Below are 16743 nucleotides of genomic sequence, written 5' to 3' on the forward strand. Positions count from 1 at the left end.
GGCTCGGCCTTCAGGTCATAGCACCGCCGACTTGGCGGCACGCAGCAATCGATCGGACAACTCTCCAGGCCCCAGCGCCCGCGCCAGAGCCAGACCACCCACCATCAAGGCCATGTCGGCCAGGGCTTTGTCGGTGTCTTCCGGGCTGGCCGCCAACTGCGCGACCATCATTTCCACATGCTCATTCAACGCCACGCGAAACGCGTCCGGCAGACGCCCCAGCTCGCCGACGGACGCCGGGATCGGGCACGCCGACTCAGAGGAATCACGGTGTTTGCGTGACAGGTAAAACGCAGCGACCAAGGCGCGACGCTCTTCGCCGGTCAATTCGGCGTCCATGTCGGCGATCAGGCCACGGCGATGACCAAGCAGTTGCTTGAACGCTTCCAGCATCATCGCGTCCTTGCTTTCGAAGTGCGCATAGAAGCCGCCAACCGTCAGGCCGGCTGCGCCCATCACTTCGCCCACGCTGGGTTCGGCCGGGCCACGCTGAATCAGCGCTGCGCTGGCGGCCTTGAGGATGCGTTCGCGGGTTTGAGCTTTTTTATCGTTCATCGTTGCCTCCGAATATTACGACTAGAATATTATTCTCATAATAATTTTACGCAAGTCGTGAGTGTGACCGCTGGTCTGAAGCACAGCTTGAAAGAAACGAGGGGATTTAGCCAAACGCCAGACAAACAAAAGGGCCATTCAATAATTGAATGACCCTTATAAAATCCCGCAGAGCGGGTAATCGTGGCGTCCCCTAGGGGACTCGAACCCCTGTTACCGCCGTGAAAGGGCGGTGTCCTAGGCCACTAGACGAAGGGGACGCAAAACCTTCTATACAACTGATCAGTGCTGAGAGCTGATCGATTCAAGGCCGGTGTGGCCAGACCTTGAACTGTAAAATTGGTGGAGCTAGACGGGATCGAACCGTCGACCTCTTGCATGCCATGCAAGCGCTCTCCCAGCTGAGCTATAGCCCCGGATTTTTCGCCTCGCGGCGGAGCGACATCTTGCAACATCGCTTCTGTAAAACTGGCGTCCCCTAGGGGACTCGAACCCCTGTTACCGCCGTGAAAGGGCGGTGTCCTAGGCCACTAGACGAAGGGGACGCAAACCCTTCTATACAACAGATCAACGCTGAGTGTTGATCGCTTCAAGGCCGGTGTGGCCAGACCTTGAAGTGTAAATTGGTGGAGCTAGACGGGATCGAACCGTCGACCTCTTGCATGCCATGCAAGCGCTCTCCCAGCTGAGCTATAGCCCCTCATCGCTGAGGACGGGGCGAATCTTAATGGCGCTTCGAAAGGCTGTCAAACTTATTTTTAAAATATTTCAAAGTTTTTTGCCGTCATAACAATCACTTACCGCCCTCTCCCCGTAAAACGGGGGCGCCGCCAAAAGCAAGATCAAAAGATCGCAGCCTTCGGCAGCTCCTACAGGGGATTGCATTTCAAATGCAGGAGCTGGCGTAGCCTGCGATCTTTTCGGGACATCAAGGAATCAGGCGATGTTACCCAGGAGCTTTTCCCATTCCTTGTTTTCCTTCTTCGACACGCCACCGAGAAGGTCGATGGCCTGGCGCAGACGGAAACGCGTCAGGTCCGGGCCGAGGATTTCCATCGCATCGAGCACCGACACCGAACTCGCCTGGCCAGTGATCGCGGCGAACATCAGCGGCATGGCGTCACGCAGCTTCAGCTCCAGGGATTCGACCACCGCTTGAATCGTCGCGGTGATGCTGTCCTTCTCCCACTGACGCAGGTTTTCCAGCTTCCACAGAATCAACTGCATCAACTGACGAACCTGATCGCCCGACAATTTCTTCGATTCAAACAGCTTGGCATCCGGGTTCACGCCACCGGCAAAGAAGAACCCGGCCAGCGGTGCAACCTGGCTGAACGTTTCAACGCGGCCCTGCACGTGCGGCGCGATTTTCATCATGTATTCAGGGTTGAGTGCCCAGGTTTGCAGGCGCGAGGCGAACTCTTCCACCGGCAGGTCACGCAGCCACTGGCCGTTGAGCCACGACAGTTTCTCGATGTCGAAAATCGGCCCGCCGAGGGAAACTCGGCTCAGGTCGAAGTGATCGACCATTTCCTGCAGCGAGAACTTCTCGCGCTCGTCCGGCATCGACCAGCCCATGCGCCCGAGGTAGTTGAGCATCGCTTCCGGCATGAAACCCATGCGCTCGTAGAACGTCACCGAGGTCGGGTTCTTGCGCTTGGACAGCTTGCTCTTGTCCGGGTTACGCAGCAGCGGCATGTAGCACAGCTCCGGTTGTTCCCAGCCGAAGTATTCGTACAGAAGAATCAGTTTCGGTGCCGAAGGCAGCCATTCTTCGCCGCGCAGAACGTGGGTGATGCCCATCAGGTGGTCATCGACCACGTTGGCCAGGAAGTACGTCGGCAGACCGTCGGTCTTCATCAGCACTTGCATGTCCATGCGATCCCACGGGATCTCGACATCGCCGCGCAACATGTCCGGCACCACGCACACTCCTTCGCTCGGCACTTTCATGCGGATCACGTGCGGCTCGCCAGCGGCCAGACGGCGCGCGACTTCATCCGCAGACAGCAACAGCGCACGGCCGTCGTAACGCGGGGTTTCGCCACGGGCCATTTGCTCGGCGCGCATCTGGTCCAGTTCTTCGGCGGTGCAGAAGCACGGGAAGGCATGGCCCATCTCGACCAGTTGCTGGCAGTACTTCTGATAGATGTCGCCACGCTCGCTCTGCCGGTAAGGACCGTGCGGGCCGCCGACGTCCGGGCCTTCGCTCCAGTCGATACCCAACCAGCGCAGGGCGTCGAAAATCTGCTGTTCGGACTCGCGGGTCGAACGTAACTGATCGGTGTCTTCGATTCGCAGGATGAACTCACCGCCATGCTGCTTGGCAAAGCAATAGTTGAACAAAGCGATGTAAGCGGTACCTACGTGGGGGTCCCCGGTAGGCGATGGCGCGATGCGCGTGCGGACGGTGGTCATGGCAAGTCTCGAAATGAAGATAAAACAAAGGGCGAATGGTAACAGGCGTTGCCCGCCCGGCTCCAGTAAGCAGGGCATTTAAGCCAAGTTTGCGCCTACAAAGGGCCTTGGCCGCGATGAATGATGGTTTATCAGCCAATGGCATTTACCCACTATGGACTGTATGCCAAATTCGCCTGCCGATAACTTTCCTTACAATTTCTCGACTACAGTCTGCCCCATGCCTGCCCAACTCAAGCGTCGCCTGTTTATTTTCCTGTTGATCGTCCTGCTGATTGCCGGGGGCTTTCTTGCCCAGTGGTTCTTCAAGGGACGATTTTATGAAAGCACCGACAACGCCTATGTCCAGGGCGAGATCACCCGTGTGTCGAGCCAGTTGGGCGCGCGCATCGATCAGGTACTGGTGCAGGACAACCAGCGCGTCGAGAAAGGCCAATTGCTGATCAAGCTTGAAGGCGACGACTTCCACCTCGCCGTCGACCGCGCCAACGCTGCTCTGGCCACCCGCCAGGCCGAACGCCTGCAAGCCCAGAGCAAACTGACCCAGCAAGCCAGCCTGATTGCCTCCAGCGAGGCGCAAGTCGCGTCCAGTCAGGCCAGCCTCGGTCGCTCGCAAATCGACTTGTCCCGCGCGCAAACCCTGCGCAAACCCGGCTACGTTTCCGAAGAGCGGGTGACCACCCTCTCCGCCGACAACCACATCGCCCGCTCGCAAGTGACCAAGGCCCAGGCGGACGCTCAAAGTCAGCGCCAGCAAGTCAATTCCCTGAGCGCCGAAATCAAGCGCCTCGACGCCATGATCGCCAACGCCAAAACCGATCTGGCTCAGGCCGAACTGAACCTGACCCGCAGCGAAATCCACGCACCCATCAGCGGCCTGATTGGCCAGCGCGCCGCCCGCGAAGGCCAATACGTGCAGGCCGGCGCTTATCTGATGTCGATCGTGCCGGACCAGGACATCTGGATTCAGGCCAACTTCAAGGAAACCCAGATCGGCCGCATGCAGCCCGGCCAGCAAGCTGAACTGACCTTCGACGCCTACGGCGACACGCCGATCAAAGCGCGTGTCGATAGCCTGTTCGCCGCCTCGGGCGCGCAGTTCAGCCTGTTGCCGCCGGACAATGCCACCGGCAATTTCACCAAAGTCGTACAACGGATTCCGGTAAAACTGACCTTCGCCGCGGACAACCCGCTGCACGGCAAGATTCGTCCGGGCATGTCGGTTACCGCGAAAGTGAACATCAAAGACGCCCCTGACGATGGCCGGTGATCATCTGATCCGCCCCGCCGGCGAACCGACCCGGCGGGACTGGATCGCGGTGATGAGCGTGATGCTCGGCGCGTTCATGGCGGTGCTCGACATCCAGATCACCAACTCGTCGCTCAAGGATATTCAGGGTGCGCTGTCGGCGACCCTGGAAGAAGGCTCATGGATTTCCACGTCGTACCTGGTCGCGGAAATCATCATGATTCCGCTGACGGCGTGGCTGGTGCAACTGCTCTCGGCGCGACGGCTGGCCGTGTGGGTCTCGCTCGGGTTTCTTGCCGCTTCCCTGCTCTGCTCCATGGCATGGAGCCTGGAAAGCATGATCATTTTCCGCGCGCTGCAAGGCTTCACCGGCGGCGCGCTGATCCCCCTGGCGTTCACCCTGACGCTGATCAAACTTCCAGAACACCACCGCGCCAAAGGCATGGCGATGTTCGCCATGACCGCAACGTTCGCGCCCTCCATCGGCCCGACGCTCGGCGGCTGGCTGACGGAAAACTGGGGCTGGGAATACATCTTCTACATCAACATCCCGCCGGGCCTGATCATGATCGCCGGCCTGATGTATGGCCTGGAGAAAAAAGAAGCGCACTGGGAACTGCTGAAAAGCACCGACTACACCGGGATTCTTACGCTCGGTATCGGCCTTGGCTGTTTGCAGGTTTTTCTGGAGGAAGGCCATCGCAAGGACTGGCTCGAGTCGGACCTGATCGTGACCCTGGGCAGCATCGCGCTGATCAGTCTGATCACCTTTGTGATCGTGCAGTTTTCCAAGCCCAATCCGCTGATCAACCTCGGCATCCTGGGCAATCGCAACTTTGGTTTATCGAGTATTTCCAGCCTGGGAATGGGTGTCGGTTTGTACGGCTCGATCTTTCTGTTGCCCTTGTACCTGGCGCAGATTCAGAACTACAACGCCCTGCAGATCGGCGAAGTCATCATGTGGATGGGCGTGCCGCAGCTGTTCCTGATTCCGCTGGTGCCGAAACTGATGAAGTTCATTTCGCCAAAATGGCTATGCACGCTGGGCTTCGGGTTGTTCGGGTTGGCGAGTTTTTCCTCGGGCGTGCTGAACCCGGACTTTGCCGGACCGCAGTTCAATCAGATCCAGATCATCCGCGCACTGGGTCAGCCGTTGATCATGGTGACGATCTCGCTGATCGCCACCGCGTACATCCTGCCGCAGGATGCGGGGTCGGCGTCGAGCCTGTTCAACATCCTGCGCAACCTCGGCGGCGCGATCGGCATCGCCCTCCTCGCCACGTTGCTGGACGCGCGGACCAAGACCTACTTTGATTATTTGCGCGAAGCGATCGTGCCGAGCAACCCGCAAGTCGCCGAACGCATGGCGTCGCTGACGGATCGGCTTGGCAGTGAAACGGCGGCGCTGGGCAAGCTCAGTGAGATCGCCCATCAGCAGGCGTCGATCATGGCTTACAACGATGCGTTTCATTTTGTCGGGATTGCGCTGGGGGTCAGCATGATCGCGGTGTTGTTGACCAAGCAGTTGCCGGCGGGGTTGAAGGCTGGGGAAGCCCACTGATAAGACGTGCGTAACCTTGTGGCGAGGGGATTTATCCCCGTTGGGCCGCGAAGCGGCCTCTAAACCGCCGACCAAGATGTGTCGGTTACACCGCGCTCACCGGATAAGCGCCTGCTTCGCAGGCGAACGGGGATAAATCCCCTCGCCACATGGACCGCTTATCGCCATCAAACCGCAATCAACCGCTCCCGCAGCTTGGCGATCTCGTCGCGCATCTGCGCCGCTGCTTCGAACTCCAGATCGCGAGCGAGCTGGTACATCTTCTCTTCCAGCGCCTTGATACGCTTGGCGACTTCCCCCGGCGAACGCAATTCCGCTTCGTACTTGGCGTTTTCCTCGGCAGCCTTGGCCATGCCTTTGCGCTTCTTGCTGCGCGAACCCGGCACGGTGGCGCCTTCCATGATGTCGGCAACGTCCTTGAACACACCTTTGGGCGTGATGCCGTTGGCGAGGTTAAAGGCGATCTGCTTGTCGCGACGACGCTCGGTTTCGCCGATTGCCCGCTCCATGGAACCGGTGATGCGATCCGCATACAGAATCGCCCGACCGTTGAGGTTCCGCGCCGCACGGCCGATGGTCTGGATCAGCGAGCGCTCGGAACGCAGGAAGCCTTCCTTGTCCGCATCGAGGATCGCCACCAGCGAGACTTCCGGCATGTCCAGGCCTTCACGCAGCAGGTTGATCCCCACCAGCACATCAAAGGTTCCGAGGCGCAAATCGCGGATGATTTCCACGCGCTCCACGGTGTCGATGTCCGAGTGCAGATAACGCACCCGCACGCCGTGGTCGGCCAGGTAGTCGGTCAAGTCTTCGGACATGCGCTTGGTCAGCGTGGTGACCAATACCCGTTCATCCAGTGCAACGCGTTTGCTGATTTCCGACAGCAGATCGTCGACCTGGGTCAACGCCGGACGGATCTCGATTTGCGGGTCCACCAGGCCGGTCGGGCGCACCACCATATCAATGACACGACCGGCGTGTTCCGCCTCGTAGTTGCCCGGCGTGGCCGATACAAAAATCGTCTGTGGACTGATACTTTCGAACTCGTCGAAGCGCATCGGCCGGTTGTCCAGCGCTGACGGAAGGCGGAAACCGTATTCCACCAGGGTTTCTTTACGCGAACGGTCGCCTTTATACATGGCGCCGACCTGCGGCACGCTGACGTGGGACTCGTCGATCACCAACAAGGCATCGGCCGGCAGATAGTCAAACAAGGTCGGTGGCGCCTGACCGGAATCGCGACCCGACAGGTAACGCGAGTAGTTTTCAATGCCGTTGCAGTAGCCCAGTTCGAGGATCATCTCCAGGTCGAAACGCGTGCGCTGTTCAAGGCGTTGCGCTTCCACCAGTTTGTTGTTGGAACGCAGGTACTCCAGACGCTCCTGCAACTCGACCTTGATCCCCTCGATGGCGTCGAGCAGGGTTTCTCGCGGCGTCACGTAGTGGCTTTTCGGATAGAACGTGAAACGCGGCAGCTTGCGGATCACCTCGCCGGTCAGCGGATCGAAGGCAGACAGGCTCTCGACTTCGTCATCGAACAGCTCGATGCGGATCGCTTCGAAATCGGATTCTGCCGGATGGATGTCGATCACATCACCGCGCACGCGGAACGTCGCGCGGGCGAAATCCATGTCGTTGCGGGTGTATTGCAGGTCCGCCAGGCGACGCAGCAATGCGCGCTGATCGAGCTTGTCGCCGCGATCCACGTGCAGCACCATTTTCAAATAGGTTTCCGGACTGCCCAGACCGTAGATGCACGACACCGTGGTGACGATGATCGCGTCCTTGCGCTCCAGCAACGCTTTAGTCGCCGAGAGTCGCATCTGTTCGATGTGATCGTTGATCGAGGCGTCCTTCTCGATGAAGGTGTCCGAGGACGGCACGTAGGCTTCGGGCTGGTAGTAGTCGTAGTAGGAAACGAAGTACTCGACGGCATTGTTCGGGAAGAACGCCTTGAACTCACCGTACAACTGCGCAGCCAGGGTCTTGTTCGGTGCCAGCACCAGCGTCGGGCGCTGAACCTGGGCAATGACGTTGGCGATGCTGAAGGTCTTGCCCGAGCCGGTCACACCGAGCAACGTCTGGTGCGCCAGCCCGGCTTCGATACCCTCGACCATCAGGCGAATGGCTTCCGGCTGGTCGCCGGCGGGCTCGAAGCGGGTGACTAGCTGGAATTCAGACATGAAATACCCTCTGGGTCGCGCCCGTCCGGGCAAACCGGACAGCAACGAGAAAGACCACAAACGACCGACGTCGCCCGAGGAAAAAACTGGATTGCGCTCAATGTGGTGGCGATTACCCTCGCTTTCAAGGCAAACGTCCTACATCCCTTGAAGTCTTTGACGCAGCCAATCGACTAACGGTCGAAAAATAATCGAAAAAACTTACGCTAAAAGCCGAATCGACTGTCGCCATCAATCGCAGATGGCCTCTATACTAGCTCCCCGTTTGTGCACCGCTCTAGTGCATTCGGCTGGAGCGCGACACGTCCCTCCACTCTCCATTCAGAGCCGCCGCAAAAATGAGCCTGTTCTCCGCTGTCGAAATGGCACCACGCGATCCAATCCTGGGCCTCAACGAAGCATTCAACGCCGATACCCGTACCAACAAGGTCAATCTGGGGGTCGGTGTTTACTGCAACGAGGAGGGGCGAATTCCACTCCTGCGCGCCGTTGTCGAAGCCGAGACGATTCGCGTCGCTCAACACGCTTCCCGTGGCTACTTGCCGATCGATGGCATCGCTGCTTACGACCAGGCCGTGCAGAAACTGCTGTTTGGCAATGACTCGCCGCTGATCGCTGCTGGCCGCGTCATCACCACTCAGGCCGTTGGCGGTACTGGCGCACTGAAAATCGGTGCCGACTTCCTCAAACAACTGCTGCCGAACGCCGTCGTGGCGATCAGCGACCCAAGCTGGGAAAACCACCGCGCGCTGTTCGAAACCGCCGGTTTCCCGGTGCAGAACTATCGTTACTACGACGCCGCGACCCACGACGTTAACCGTGTCGGCCTGCTGGAAGACCTGAACGCCCTGCCGTCCGGTTCGATCGTTGTGCTGCACGCGTGCTGCCACAACCCGACCGGCGTCGACCTCAGCCCGCAAGACTGGAAAAACGTCCTGGACGTGGTGAAAGCCAAAGGTCACGTACCGTTCCTCGACATGGCCTACCAGGGCTTTGGCGATGGCATCGACGAAGACGCCGCTGCTGTGCGTCTGTTCGCTGAATCGGGCCTGACTTTCTTCGTCTCCAGCTCGTTCTCCAAATCCTTCTCGTTGTACGGCGAGCGCGTTGGCGCCCTGTCGATCGTCAGCGATTCGAAAGAAGAAAGCGCACGCGTGCTGTCGCAAGTCAAACGCGTGATCCGCACCAACTACTCCAACCCGCCGACCCACGGTGCAAGCATCGTCGCCGCTGTGCTGAACAGCCCGGTACTGCGCGCCCAGTGGGAAGCGGAACTGGCCGAAATGCGCCTGCGGATTCGCGGCATGCGCACCCAGATGGTCGACCTGCTGGCGAAACAGGCTCCGCAACGTGACTTCAGCTTCGTCGGTCGTCAGCGCGGCATGTTCTCCTACTCCGGCCTGACGGTTGAGCAAGTGACCCGTCTGCGCAACGAGTTCGGCATCTACGCCCTGGACACCGGCCGCATCTGCGTCGCCGCGCTGAACCAGAGCAACATCGATGTCGTGACCAAGGCTATCGTTGCGGTGATCTGAGTCGTGTGGTGATACGAAAAACGGGAAGCCCTTGGGCTTCCCGTTTTTTATTTGGCGCAGATAATTCTCGACCCGCCAACCAAGCCCTCTAGACTGCACACAGATCAAATGTGTGAGCGGGCTTGCTCGCGAAAGCGTCGGCACCTTCAACGCTTATGCAAGCTGACCCACCGCTTTCGCGAGCAAGCCCGCTCCCACAGGGTTTTGTGTACATCCTGAAAATCTAGAGAAGCCCATGAAAAACGATGACCTGCGCGCTGAGCGCGATGATCTGGATGACCTGAATGACTTCATCCCCCGCACCCCGGCCAAACGCGGGAAAAACCTGGTGATGCAAGTGGCAGCGGGCGTGTTTCTCGGCGGCCTGGCCTTGTGGCTGGTGCAGCTGGGCGCGACGCTGCTTTACGCCAAACTGATGCTCGCCACCGTGACCTTCGGCGGTTAAGCCAGTTCGGTCGCGCGCTGGCTGGCCGCATCGTCATAGGCGACGTACAGCGATTCGGCGACCTGGCTTTTGATGGCCTTGGTGCTTTCCAGGCCCAGGACAAAACCTTCGGCCTTGCCGCCTGCGCGATTCAATTCGTCAGCGGTGCTGGCCTGAGTGATGGCGTCGAACAGTTTTTCGGCGTGCGGGCCGACCCCTTTGGGCAGGCTGATCTGTGCGATGCTCATGCGAACACCCCGTTGCTTCGGAATGCGAGGACTGGGTAATTCATGGCGCGTACCTTTTCGGCGAATGGCCGGTAGCGCGTGTAACCACTTCCGGGCGGCCATGGTAGACCTCTGGTGCGGTTCTGGTAACCGCCAATCGCCGATAAACCACCGTCCGTCCCGATGAATCGCTCAAATTGTTAACAGGTGCTTGACTTCTCTTTTTGAATCAGTAACATACACGCCATTCCGCGATAGCTCAGTTGGTAGAGCAAGTGACTGTTAATCACTGGGTCCCTGGTTCGAGTCCAGGTCGTGGAGCCAGACAGCAACAATGAAAAGCCCCTGAATCGAAAGGTTCAGGGGCTTTTTTGTGGGCGGAATGTAGGAGCAGCCGGTCGACGCTCGATTGCTCGCGATGGACTTCAGGGCGACGCGTTTTTCCAGAGAATACGCGTTACCGCTAGCGTCCATCGCGAGCAATCGAGCGTCGACCGGCTGCTCCTACAAGGGTAGTGTTCGCTTGATTGACTGGCATTAGCCCCGGATGACGCCTTTTTTACTCACACATGCTCACTGCTTTTCGCATGCACCGCCCGAGGCTCTCCATGCCCATGGTCCGCCTCCACCACCGGGATCTCTTTCCCGTCGCAGTCATGCAGTTTGCCTTCGCTGAAATAATCCCCTTCGCGCAACGCTGCCAAGTCCTGATAACGCAAAACCCGTTCAGTACCAGCAGCAAACACCGACTGCTGATCCGAGTTGCCGGCGGTGAGGTGGTTGAAGGTCAGGTTCAGCACGATGGCCATGATCGCCGAGGAGCTGATACCCGAGTGGAATATCGTCGCGAACCAGCTTGGGAAGTGGTCGTAGAAATTCGGCGCAGCGATGGGGATCATGCCGAAACCGATGGAGGTGGCGACGATGATCAGGTTGACGTTGTTGCGGTAATCGACCTTGGACAGCGTGCGAATACCGCTGGCCGCCACGGTGCCAAACAGCACGATACCGGCACCACCGAGCACGGAAGTCGGTACGGCGGCGATGACCCGCCCCATGAACGGCAGCAGACCGAGGATCACCAGGAACAAGCCTCCGGTGGCCACCACGAAGCGGCTCTTGATACCGGTCACCGCCACCAGCCCGACGTTCTGGGCGAACGCGCTTTGGGTGAAGGAGCCGAAGATCGGCGCAATCATGCTCGACAGCATGTCGGCGCGCAAACCGTTGCCCAGGCGTTTGGAGTCTACCTTGGTGCCGATGATTTCACCGACGGCGAGGATGTCCGCCGAGGTTTCCACCAGGGTCACCATGACCACGATGCACATCGACAGGATCGCGGCGAAGTGGAAGGTTGGCATGCCGAAGTGGAACGGCGCCGGGAAGCCGAACATCGGGCCTTGGGTGACGGACGAGAAGTCCGCCATGCCGAGAAACACCGCGATGATCGTGCCGATGACCATCGCCAGCAGGATCGACAAACGGGAGATGGTTGCGCTGCCGATCTTGCTCAGCAGCAGGACCAGCACCAGCGTCACCGCCGCCAGACCGATGTTCGACATGCTGCCGAAATCCGCCGCATGGCTGTTGCCGCCCATGGCCCAGCGCGCGGCCACCGGCATCAGCGTCAAACCGATGGTGGTGATGACGATGCCCGTCACCAGTGGCGGAAAGAATTTGGTGATTCGCGAGAACACCGGCGTGATCAGCAAACCGATCAAGGATGCGGCGATCACTGCACCCAGAATCGATTGAAATCCACCCTCCCCGCCACTGCTGACAATCGCCACCATGGTCGCGACGCCGGAGAACGACACGCCCTGCACCAGCGGCAACTGACACCCGAAAAACGGTAGACCGAGGGTCTGCAGCAATGTCGCCAAGCCCCCCGCAAACAATGAAGCAGCAATCAACAAACCGATGTCCGCCGGCGAGAGCCCGGCCGCCTGGCCGATGATCAAAGGCACCGCGACGATACCGCCGTACATGGTCAGAACATGTTGCAGGCCGTAAGCCATATTCGCGCCGACCCCGAGGTTTTCGTCCTCAGGCCGTTGGTGTGAAACATGGGGCGTTTTCATGATTGGGGGGGTTCCCTGGTTTTTGTTATGCGCACACTGTATGCAAGACTCAGGATAAATGTCTATAGAGTTGTATACAACTATTCAGTCATATTATGGACATGTGTCCATCCCCACCCAGTGCCCCATCCACAGCATCCTTCAATAAACCTTGAAATATATCCCTCCGAAGCCCTCTCACATCTCCCGCTAGTCTTTTGAGTTCCTGGCGACCACCGGTAGGGCCGTCCTCTTTTTTATACATATAAAGTATGCATAATGAAGCCATTCGAAATTCAGTATCACAAGGCAAAAAACGCGGCGAACAAACTGAAGCATCAAGGCATCAGCCTCGCAGAGACTGAGGCCGTGTTCCATGACGAACGAGCGCTGACGTTTCAGGACGATCATCACGATGAACAGCGATGGATCACCCTGGGACTGGACGCCAAAGGTCGCTTGCTGGTCGTCGCATACACCTACCGCGATCCGAATTTCGTTCGAGTCATTTCCGCGCGCATCGCCACGAAAAACGAGCGTCGCCGCTATCTGGAGGATTGAGTGATGAAAGATGAATACGACTTCAGCGGTGCCAAGCGTGGGGCGGTTGCCCCTGGCAAAGGCAAAACCCGCATTACCATCATGCTGGATGAAGCGGTCATAGAGGCTGCTCGCTCGCTCGCGGAAAGCGAGGGGTATGGCTACCAGACTGTGATCAACAACACGCTCCGTCACGCATTGCTGAATGAAAAAGGCAAATCTGCCGAGACCGGGCATCTCAAAAAAGGAATAACGCCCTCTGACCTGAAAAGTCTGGAGAAAAAGTTGCTGGACGCCGTCAGCGAAATCCACCGAATGATGGAGCCTGACGCTCGCCCCTAGACGGGCTCGATCAACCGCCCAAGCACCTGCTTCAAATGTGCATGCTCGGGCACCCGAATCCCGAACTCGCTCCCCAGCAACCCAACCAGATCATCCACATCAACGACCTGCCGCCGCTCGCTCTCGCTGCCGATCCGGTGGATCGCAAAACTGCCGTTGTTCAGCGTACGCCGCCAACCTTCCCCCGTCCGCGCCACCATCAGCTGTTTGGCAAAAGACGATTCGGGATGGGTCGAGACGTACCAGTTGCCGACGGCGTAATCGATGTCTTCCTGACGTTGCAGGTCAAAGATGTACATCGGTCGCCATTCACCAGCGACGTTGGCGCGCAGGGTGTAGCCGTCGACATGCTGCTCGATGCGATAGGGTTCGTGAGGTGTGAGTTGCTCGTCTGGAGTCTCGAGCAGCAGCGGCGCGGTGGGGACCATACCGCCGAACCCCACGTCGGTGATGTAGCGCACGCCATCCAGGGTGACCAGGCTCAGGCGGTGCGTACGCGCGGTCCACGCGCCCTCGGGTTGACCCATGACCACGCGGCCGGAGATGCCGCTAGCGTCGAAGCCCAACGCCTGAAGCAGGGCCAGAAACAGATGGTTGAGCTCATAGCAGTAACCACCGCGGCCATCGTGCAGGACTTTTTGCTCGATGGACGGCAAGTCGATGAGTACCGGCTCGCCAGACAACGTGGTGAGGTTCTCGAACGGGAAAGCACCGGTGTGACGAAACTGCAATTGACGCAAGGTTTCCAGGGTTGGCGCCGGTGCCGCGTCGAAACCCAGACGTTGCAGGTACAACGCAAGATTGCTCAGACGTGGCTCGCTCATTGCTCGATCCTTATGCACGGGGCCGCGGATCTCTCCGCCGATGGGCGCCATGTATAAGGGATAAACCGGTGCGACCGACAATTGATTTCGCCAATCGCCACTCACGAAAAATCATCGCCGCTTGCGCGAACTCAGTTGAATCCACGTTGGCGCATGATCGCTGGCATGCGGCTCGTTGCGTACCCAGGCATCGACACCGGCCTCTTGCAGATAAGGACTCAGCGCCGGATTGAGCAACAGATGGTCGATGCGCAGCCCGGAATTTTTCTGCCAGTGTTGTCGGAAATAGTCCCAGAAGGTGTAGAGCCGATCCTCTGGATACAGATGGCGCAGGGAATCGGTCCAGCCCTGATCCAGCAACCGCTGATAACACTCGCGGCTTTGCGGTTGCAGCAACGCATCCTTGAGCCAGGACCGCGGGTTATAGATGTCCAGGTCGGTCGGCACCACGTTGTAGTCGCCGGCCAGCACCACCGGGTGTTCGCTGCTCTGGAGATCCTTGGCGTAAGTGATCAACCGCTCGAACCAGGCCAGTTTGTAATCGAACTTCGGCCCAGGCTGCGGATTGCCGTTGGGCAGGTACAAACAGCCCACCAGCACGCCGTGCACGGCGGCCTCCAGATACCGACTGTGCGTATCGCCGTCGTCGCCCGGCAAACCGCGACGACTCTCCAGCGGTTGTGCATCGCGCGCCAGAATCGCCACCCCGTTCCACGATGACTGCCCCTGCCAGATCGCACCATAGCCGGCCGCCTCAAGTTCTGCGGCAGGAAATGCGCTGTCCACCGACTTGAGCTCCTGCAGGCAGGCGATGTCCGGCTTCTCCCGTTCCAGCCAGGCCAGCAGGTTCGGCAGCCGGGCGCGCATGCCATTGACGTTGAACGTTGCGATTCGCAAATTCTTCATGGGCCAGCGCTCCGGACATGTGTGTTCAGTGTGTGACATCCAGGCATTTGGGTGGTTGCGTCGGCAATCTCAAGTACGGCGTAATAGACGCCCACGAACGGATCATGCCGGACGGCCGCAAGCGCAACTCGGTGCGGTTCAGCATCATTGATGATGAATGGCCGCAGGTGCGGCAGAGTCTCGAACAAAAACCAGCGGTGAATACGTAAGGACGGCCCGTAACATGAAATCAACGGTCACTTCCCGGACTTAAAACCGCCTCAACGATCAGAGCGCATCAATTCCCCGACACCAACGTCCATCGACAGCACCGCCGAACGGTTTCGCCCGGAATGCTTGGCCTGATACAACGCCGCGTCCGCGCGTTCGATAAACACTTCGGTGCTGTCCAGGCGCGTCGGCACGAAGGCAAAACAGCCGAGGCTGACGGTCACGTAACTGCTGGGCGCACCGCTGTGGTTGATGTTGCGGGCCATGACGCTGTGGCGGATTTGCTCGGCAATGACCATCGCGCCGTGAATATCTGTATTCGGCAGCAACACGGCGAACTCCTCACCGCCGTAACGCACCGCCAGATCGGCTGGTCGATGGCAGCAACTCTTCACCGCCCTCGCCACTTCTGCCAGGCAATGGTCACCCGCGACGTGGCCGTAAGCGTCGTTGTAGCGCTTGAAGTAATCGATATCGAGCATGATCAGGCTCAGCGGACTCGACTGCCGGATGCCACGGCCAAACTCGATGTCCAGCGCCTGCTTGAACAGTCGGCGATTGGCCAGGCCGGTGAGACTGTCATGGGTCGCGATCAGCTTCAGCGCATCCTTGGCCTTGCGCAAATCCTTCTCGACCCGCTCTCCGAGGCGCACCTGGCGCACGAACCCCCAACCGAACAGCCCCACGCCCAGCACAACCAGGGCCACAATGACGCTGGATTGAATCGCCCTGTCATACCAACCCTTGAGAATCGAATCCCTGGACGAGGCCGCGGACACCACCAGCGGATAAACATCAAGTTGCCGGTAGCCATGCAAGCGAACGGTGCCATCGAGTACAGAACCGATCATCGCGTTGCCGGACATGGCGCCAGCCAGGTATTTGTCGAAAATCTCCCCTTTGGCCAGTGACTGGCCAATCTGTGATTCCACAAACGGCCGTCGCGCCAGCAGCGTTCCGTCGGTCAACGCGAGGAACATGGAGCCGTCGTCATCAATGCTGAAGCTTTTGAAAAACTGATCGAAGTAGGACATTTTGATGCCGGCCAGCAAAACGCCCTGGAAACGGCCGTCCTTGTCGTTGACCCGTTTTGAAATCGGGATGATCCACTCGCCATTATGGCGACTGCGTATCGCCGGCCCGATGTGCGCCATGGACGAAGCATTCTGCTGGTGAAACAGGAAATATTCTCGGTCCGCTACGCGGGCGCCGCGAGGCAGGTCCTCGAACGAGGTCACGACCAATTGCCCCTTCTGGTCGAACAGGAAGATCCCGTGCAACTGACTCAGCGCCTGCACCCGGCGGGCGAACGTTTTCTGTAAACGTGGCTTCTGTGCCGGGCCAAAACCATCAACCTGAATCCAGTCCGCCAGACTGGTCAGTACCAGATCGGCTTTCATGAACGTGTCTTCGGCTTGCTGCGCCATGGCGCGTGTAAGGTTCGATGACGCCACTTCGGCCACCGCCAGATCGTGCTGGCGCGATTGCTCCAGTTGCAGATAGAGCAAACCGCAGAGGGACAGACACACCACCACAATAAACAGGACCGCCGCCTTGCGCAGGGGTAGCCGTTTCAAAGCGACGCCACTGGTGTGGCGCGGGTCGTCATGGGAGATAGGCAAAAGCTCGTCCTGCAAGAGTAAGGCATGGGCGAAGACCCCAAACCCCAAAAGTTTGCGAGCTTAATCTACGGGATGGTGCGGGGCAAT

14 protein-coding genes, 5 tRNA genes and 1 pseudogene are annotated in these 16743 nt (G+C 59.0%); 8 read left to right on the forward strand and 12 right to left on the reverse strand.

The window, feature by feature from the left end; genetic code table 11:
- Positions 1-15 precede the first annotated feature (15 nt).
- The 6 genes from ACYZTL_RS05990 to gltX all read right to left on the reverse strand — a co-directional run bounded on the left by ACYZTL_RS05990 (position 16) and on the right by gltX (position 2973).
- Positions 16-555, reverse strand: a complete 540-nt coding sequence (locus ACYZTL_RS05990) for a TetR/AcrR family transcriptional regulator (RefSeq protein ID WP_008028313.1) — start codon at positions 553-555, stop codon at positions 16-18.
- A gap of 184 nt (positions 556-739) precedes the next feature.
- Positions 740-815 (reverse strand) — tRNA-Glu (locus ACYZTL_RS05995).
- A gap of 80 nt (positions 816-895) precedes the next feature.
- Positions 896-971, reverse strand: a tRNA-Ala gene (locus ACYZTL_RS06000).
- Between the two features lie 53 nt (positions 972-1024).
- Positions 1025-1100: transfer RNA gene (locus tag ACYZTL_RS06005), tRNA-Glu, on the reverse strand.
- A 79-nt stretch (positions 1101-1179) separates the two neighbouring features.
- Positions 1180-1255: transfer RNA gene (locus ACYZTL_RS06010), tRNA-Ala, on the reverse strand.
- A 236-nt stretch (positions 1256-1491) separates the two neighbouring features.
- Positions 1492-2973 carry a glutamate--tRNA ligase gene (gene gltX, locus ACYZTL_RS06015; RefSeq protein WP_461950999.1) on the reverse strand — a complete coding sequence of 494 codons (1482 nt, stop codon included), beginning with the start codon at positions 2971-2973 and terminating at the stop codon, positions 1492-1494.
- A gap of 220 nt (positions 2974-3193) precedes the next feature.
- Here gltX and ACYZTL_RS06020 point away from each other — a divergent pair, with 220 nt between their 5' ends.
- Positions 3194-4243, forward strand: a complete 1050-nt coding sequence (locus tag ACYZTL_RS06020; RefSeq protein ID WP_461951000.1) for an HlyD family secretion protein — start codon at positions 3194-3196, stop codon at positions 4241-4243.
- Positions 4233-5783, forward strand: a complete 1551-nt coding sequence (locus ACYZTL_RS06025; RefSeq protein WP_461951001.1) for an MDR family MFS transporter — start codon at positions 4233-4235, stop codon at positions 5781-5783. Before ACYZTL_RS06020 ends, ACYZTL_RS06025 begins: the two co-directional genes overlap by 11 nt.
- A gap of 167 nt (positions 5784-5950) precedes the next feature.
- Here the strand turns inward: ACYZTL_RS06025 and uvrB are convergent, their stop codons facing one another.
- A complete protein-coding gene (gene uvrB / locus ACYZTL_RS06030; RefSeq protein WP_461951002.1) occupies positions 5951-7966 on the reverse strand; it encodes an excinuclease ABC subunit UvrB in 2016 nt (671 codons plus the stop codon).
- A gap of 338 nt (positions 7967-8304) precedes the next feature.
- Here uvrB and ACYZTL_RS06035 point away from each other — a divergent pair, with 338 nt between their 5' ends.
- Positions 8305-9501 (forward strand): amino acid aminotransferase, encoded by a 1197-nt coding sequence (locus tag ACYZTL_RS06035; protein ID WP_461951003.1) that lies wholly within the window; start codon positions 8305-8307, stop codon positions 9499-9501.
- 235 nt (positions 9502-9736) lie between these two features.
- Positions 9737-9946, forward strand: a complete 210-nt coding sequence (locus tag ACYZTL_RS06040; protein ID WP_461951004.1) for a hypothetical protein — start codon at positions 9737-9739, stop codon at positions 9944-9946.
- On the opposite strand, the gene ACYZTL_RS06045 is transcribed toward ACYZTL_RS06040, so the two are convergent.
- The gene (locus tag ACYZTL_RS06045) at positions 9943-10173 is read right to left on the reverse strand and encodes a hypothetical protein (RefSeq protein WP_008007186.1); all 231 of its coding nucleotides are present in this window, start codon (positions 10171-10173) and stop codon (positions 9943-9945) included. The two genes, ACYZTL_RS06040 and ACYZTL_RS06045, sit on opposite strands and share 4 nt — an antisense overlap.
- 227 nt (positions 10174-10400) lie before the next feature.
- Between ACYZTL_RS06045 and ACYZTL_RS06050 the strand changes: the two genes are divergently transcribed.
- Positions 10401-10476: transfer RNA gene (locus ACYZTL_RS06050), tRNA-Asn, on the forward strand.
- Between the two features lie 239 nt (positions 10477-10715).
- On the opposite strand, the gene ACYZTL_RS06055 is transcribed toward ACYZTL_RS06050, so the two are convergent.
- Positions 10716-12233: a nucleobase:cation symporter-2 family protein gene (locus tag ACYZTL_RS06055; RefSeq protein WP_461951005.1), complete on the reverse strand. Its 1518-nt coding sequence runs from the start codon at positions 12231-12233 to the stop codon at positions 10716-10718.
- Positions 12234-12491: 258 nt separating this feature from the next.
- On the opposite strand from ACYZTL_RS06055, the gene ACYZTL_RS06060 reads away from it, so the two are divergent.
- Both ACYZTL_RS06060 and ACYZTL_RS06065 read left to right on the forward strand, forming a co-directional pair.
- Positions 12492-12773 (forward strand): BrnT family toxin, encoded by a 282-nt coding sequence (locus tag ACYZTL_RS06060; protein WP_461951006.1) that lies wholly within the window; start codon positions 12492-12494, stop codon positions 12771-12773.
- Positions 12774-12776: 3 nt separating this feature from the next.
- Positions 12777-13094, forward strand: a complete 318-nt coding sequence (locus ACYZTL_RS06065; RefSeq protein ID WP_461951007.1) for a BrnA antitoxin family protein — start codon at positions 12777-12779, stop codon at positions 13092-13094.
- Here the strand turns inward: ACYZTL_RS06065 and ACYZTL_RS06070 are convergent.
- On the reverse strand, positions 13091-13918 hold the full coding sequence (locus tag ACYZTL_RS06070) for an arylamine N-acetyltransferase family protein (protein WP_461951008.1): 828 nt from the start codon (positions 13916-13918) through the stop codon (positions 13091-13093). The genes ACYZTL_RS06065 and ACYZTL_RS06070 overlap by 4 nt on opposite strands.
- Positions 13919-14029: 111 nt before the next feature.
- Positions 14030-14824 carry an exodeoxyribonuclease III gene (locus ACYZTL_RS06075; protein WP_461951009.1) on the reverse strand — a complete coding sequence of 265 codons (795 nt, stop codon included), beginning with the start codon at positions 14822-14824 and terminating at the stop codon, positions 14030-14032.
- A gap of 89 nt (positions 14825-14913) precedes the next feature.
- Between ACYZTL_RS06075 and ACYZTL_RS06080 the strand changes: the two are divergent.
- A pseudogene (locus ACYZTL_RS06080) lies at positions 14914-15033 on the forward strand (GNAT family N-acetyltransferase); the annotation flags it as partial.
- Positions 15034-15084: 51 nt separating this feature from the next.
- On the opposite strand, the gene ACYZTL_RS06085 reads toward ACYZTL_RS06080, so the two are convergent.
- Positions 15085-16656, reverse strand: a complete 1572-nt coding sequence (locus ACYZTL_RS06085) for a sensor domain-containing diguanylate cyclase (protein WP_461951010.1) — start codon at positions 16654-16656, stop codon at positions 15085-15087.
- Positions 16657-16743: the final 87 nt, after the last annotated feature.

This window comes from Pseudomonas sp. LB3P81 (genome assembly GCF_054897965.1).

Coding starts and splice junctions, on each gene's coding strand:
- ACYZTL_RS06060 (WP_461951006.1), top strand. CDS start 12,492: ATGAAGCCATTCGAAATTCAGTATCACAAGGCAAAAAACGCGGCGAAC.
- ACYZTL_RS06075 (WP_461951009.1), bottom strand. CDS start 14,824: ATGAAGAATTTGCGAATCGCAACGTTCAACGTCAATGGCATGCGCGCC.
- ACYZTL_RS06020 (WP_461951000.1), top strand. CDS start 3,194: ATGCCTGCCCAACTCAAGCGTCGCCTGTTTATTTTCCTGTTGATCGTC.
- ACYZTL_RS06065 (WP_461951007.1), top strand. CDS start 12,777: ATGAAAGATGAATACGACTTCAGCGGTGCCAAGCGTGGGGCGGTTGCC.
- ACYZTL_RS06035 (WP_461951003.1), top strand. CDS start 8,305: ATGAGCCTGTTCTCCGCTGTCGAAATGGCACCACGCGATCCAATCCTG.
- ACYZTL_RS06025 (WP_461951001.1), top strand. CDS start 4,233: ATGGCCGGTGATCATCTGATCCGCCCCGCCGGCGAACCGACCCGGCGG.
- ACYZTL_RS05990 (WP_008028313.1), bottom strand. CDS start 555: ATGAACGATAAAAAAGCTCAAACCCGCGAACGCATCCTCAAGGCCGCC.
- ACYZTL_RS06040 (WP_461951004.1), top strand. CDS start 9,737: ATGAAAAACGATGACCTGCGCGCTGAGCGCGATGATCTGGATGACCTG.
- ACYZTL_RS06045 (WP_008007186.1), bottom strand. CDS start 10,173: ATGAGCATCGCACAGATCAGCCTGCCCAAAGGGGTCGGCCCGCACGCC.
- uvrB (WP_461951002.1), bottom strand. CDS start 7,966: ATGTCTGAATTCCAGCTAGTCACCCGCTTCGAGCCCGCCGGCGACCAG.
- gltX (WP_461950999.1), bottom strand. CDS start 2,973: ATGACCACCGTCCGCACGCGCATCGCGCCATCGCCTACCGGGGACCCC.
- ACYZTL_RS06055 (WP_461951005.1), bottom strand. CDS start 12,233: ATGAAAACGCCCCATGTTTCACACCAACGGCCTGAGGACGAAAACCTC.
- ACYZTL_RS06070 (WP_461951008.1), bottom strand. CDS start 13,918: ATGAGCGAGCCACGTCTGAGCAATCTTGCGTTGTACCTGCAACGTCTG.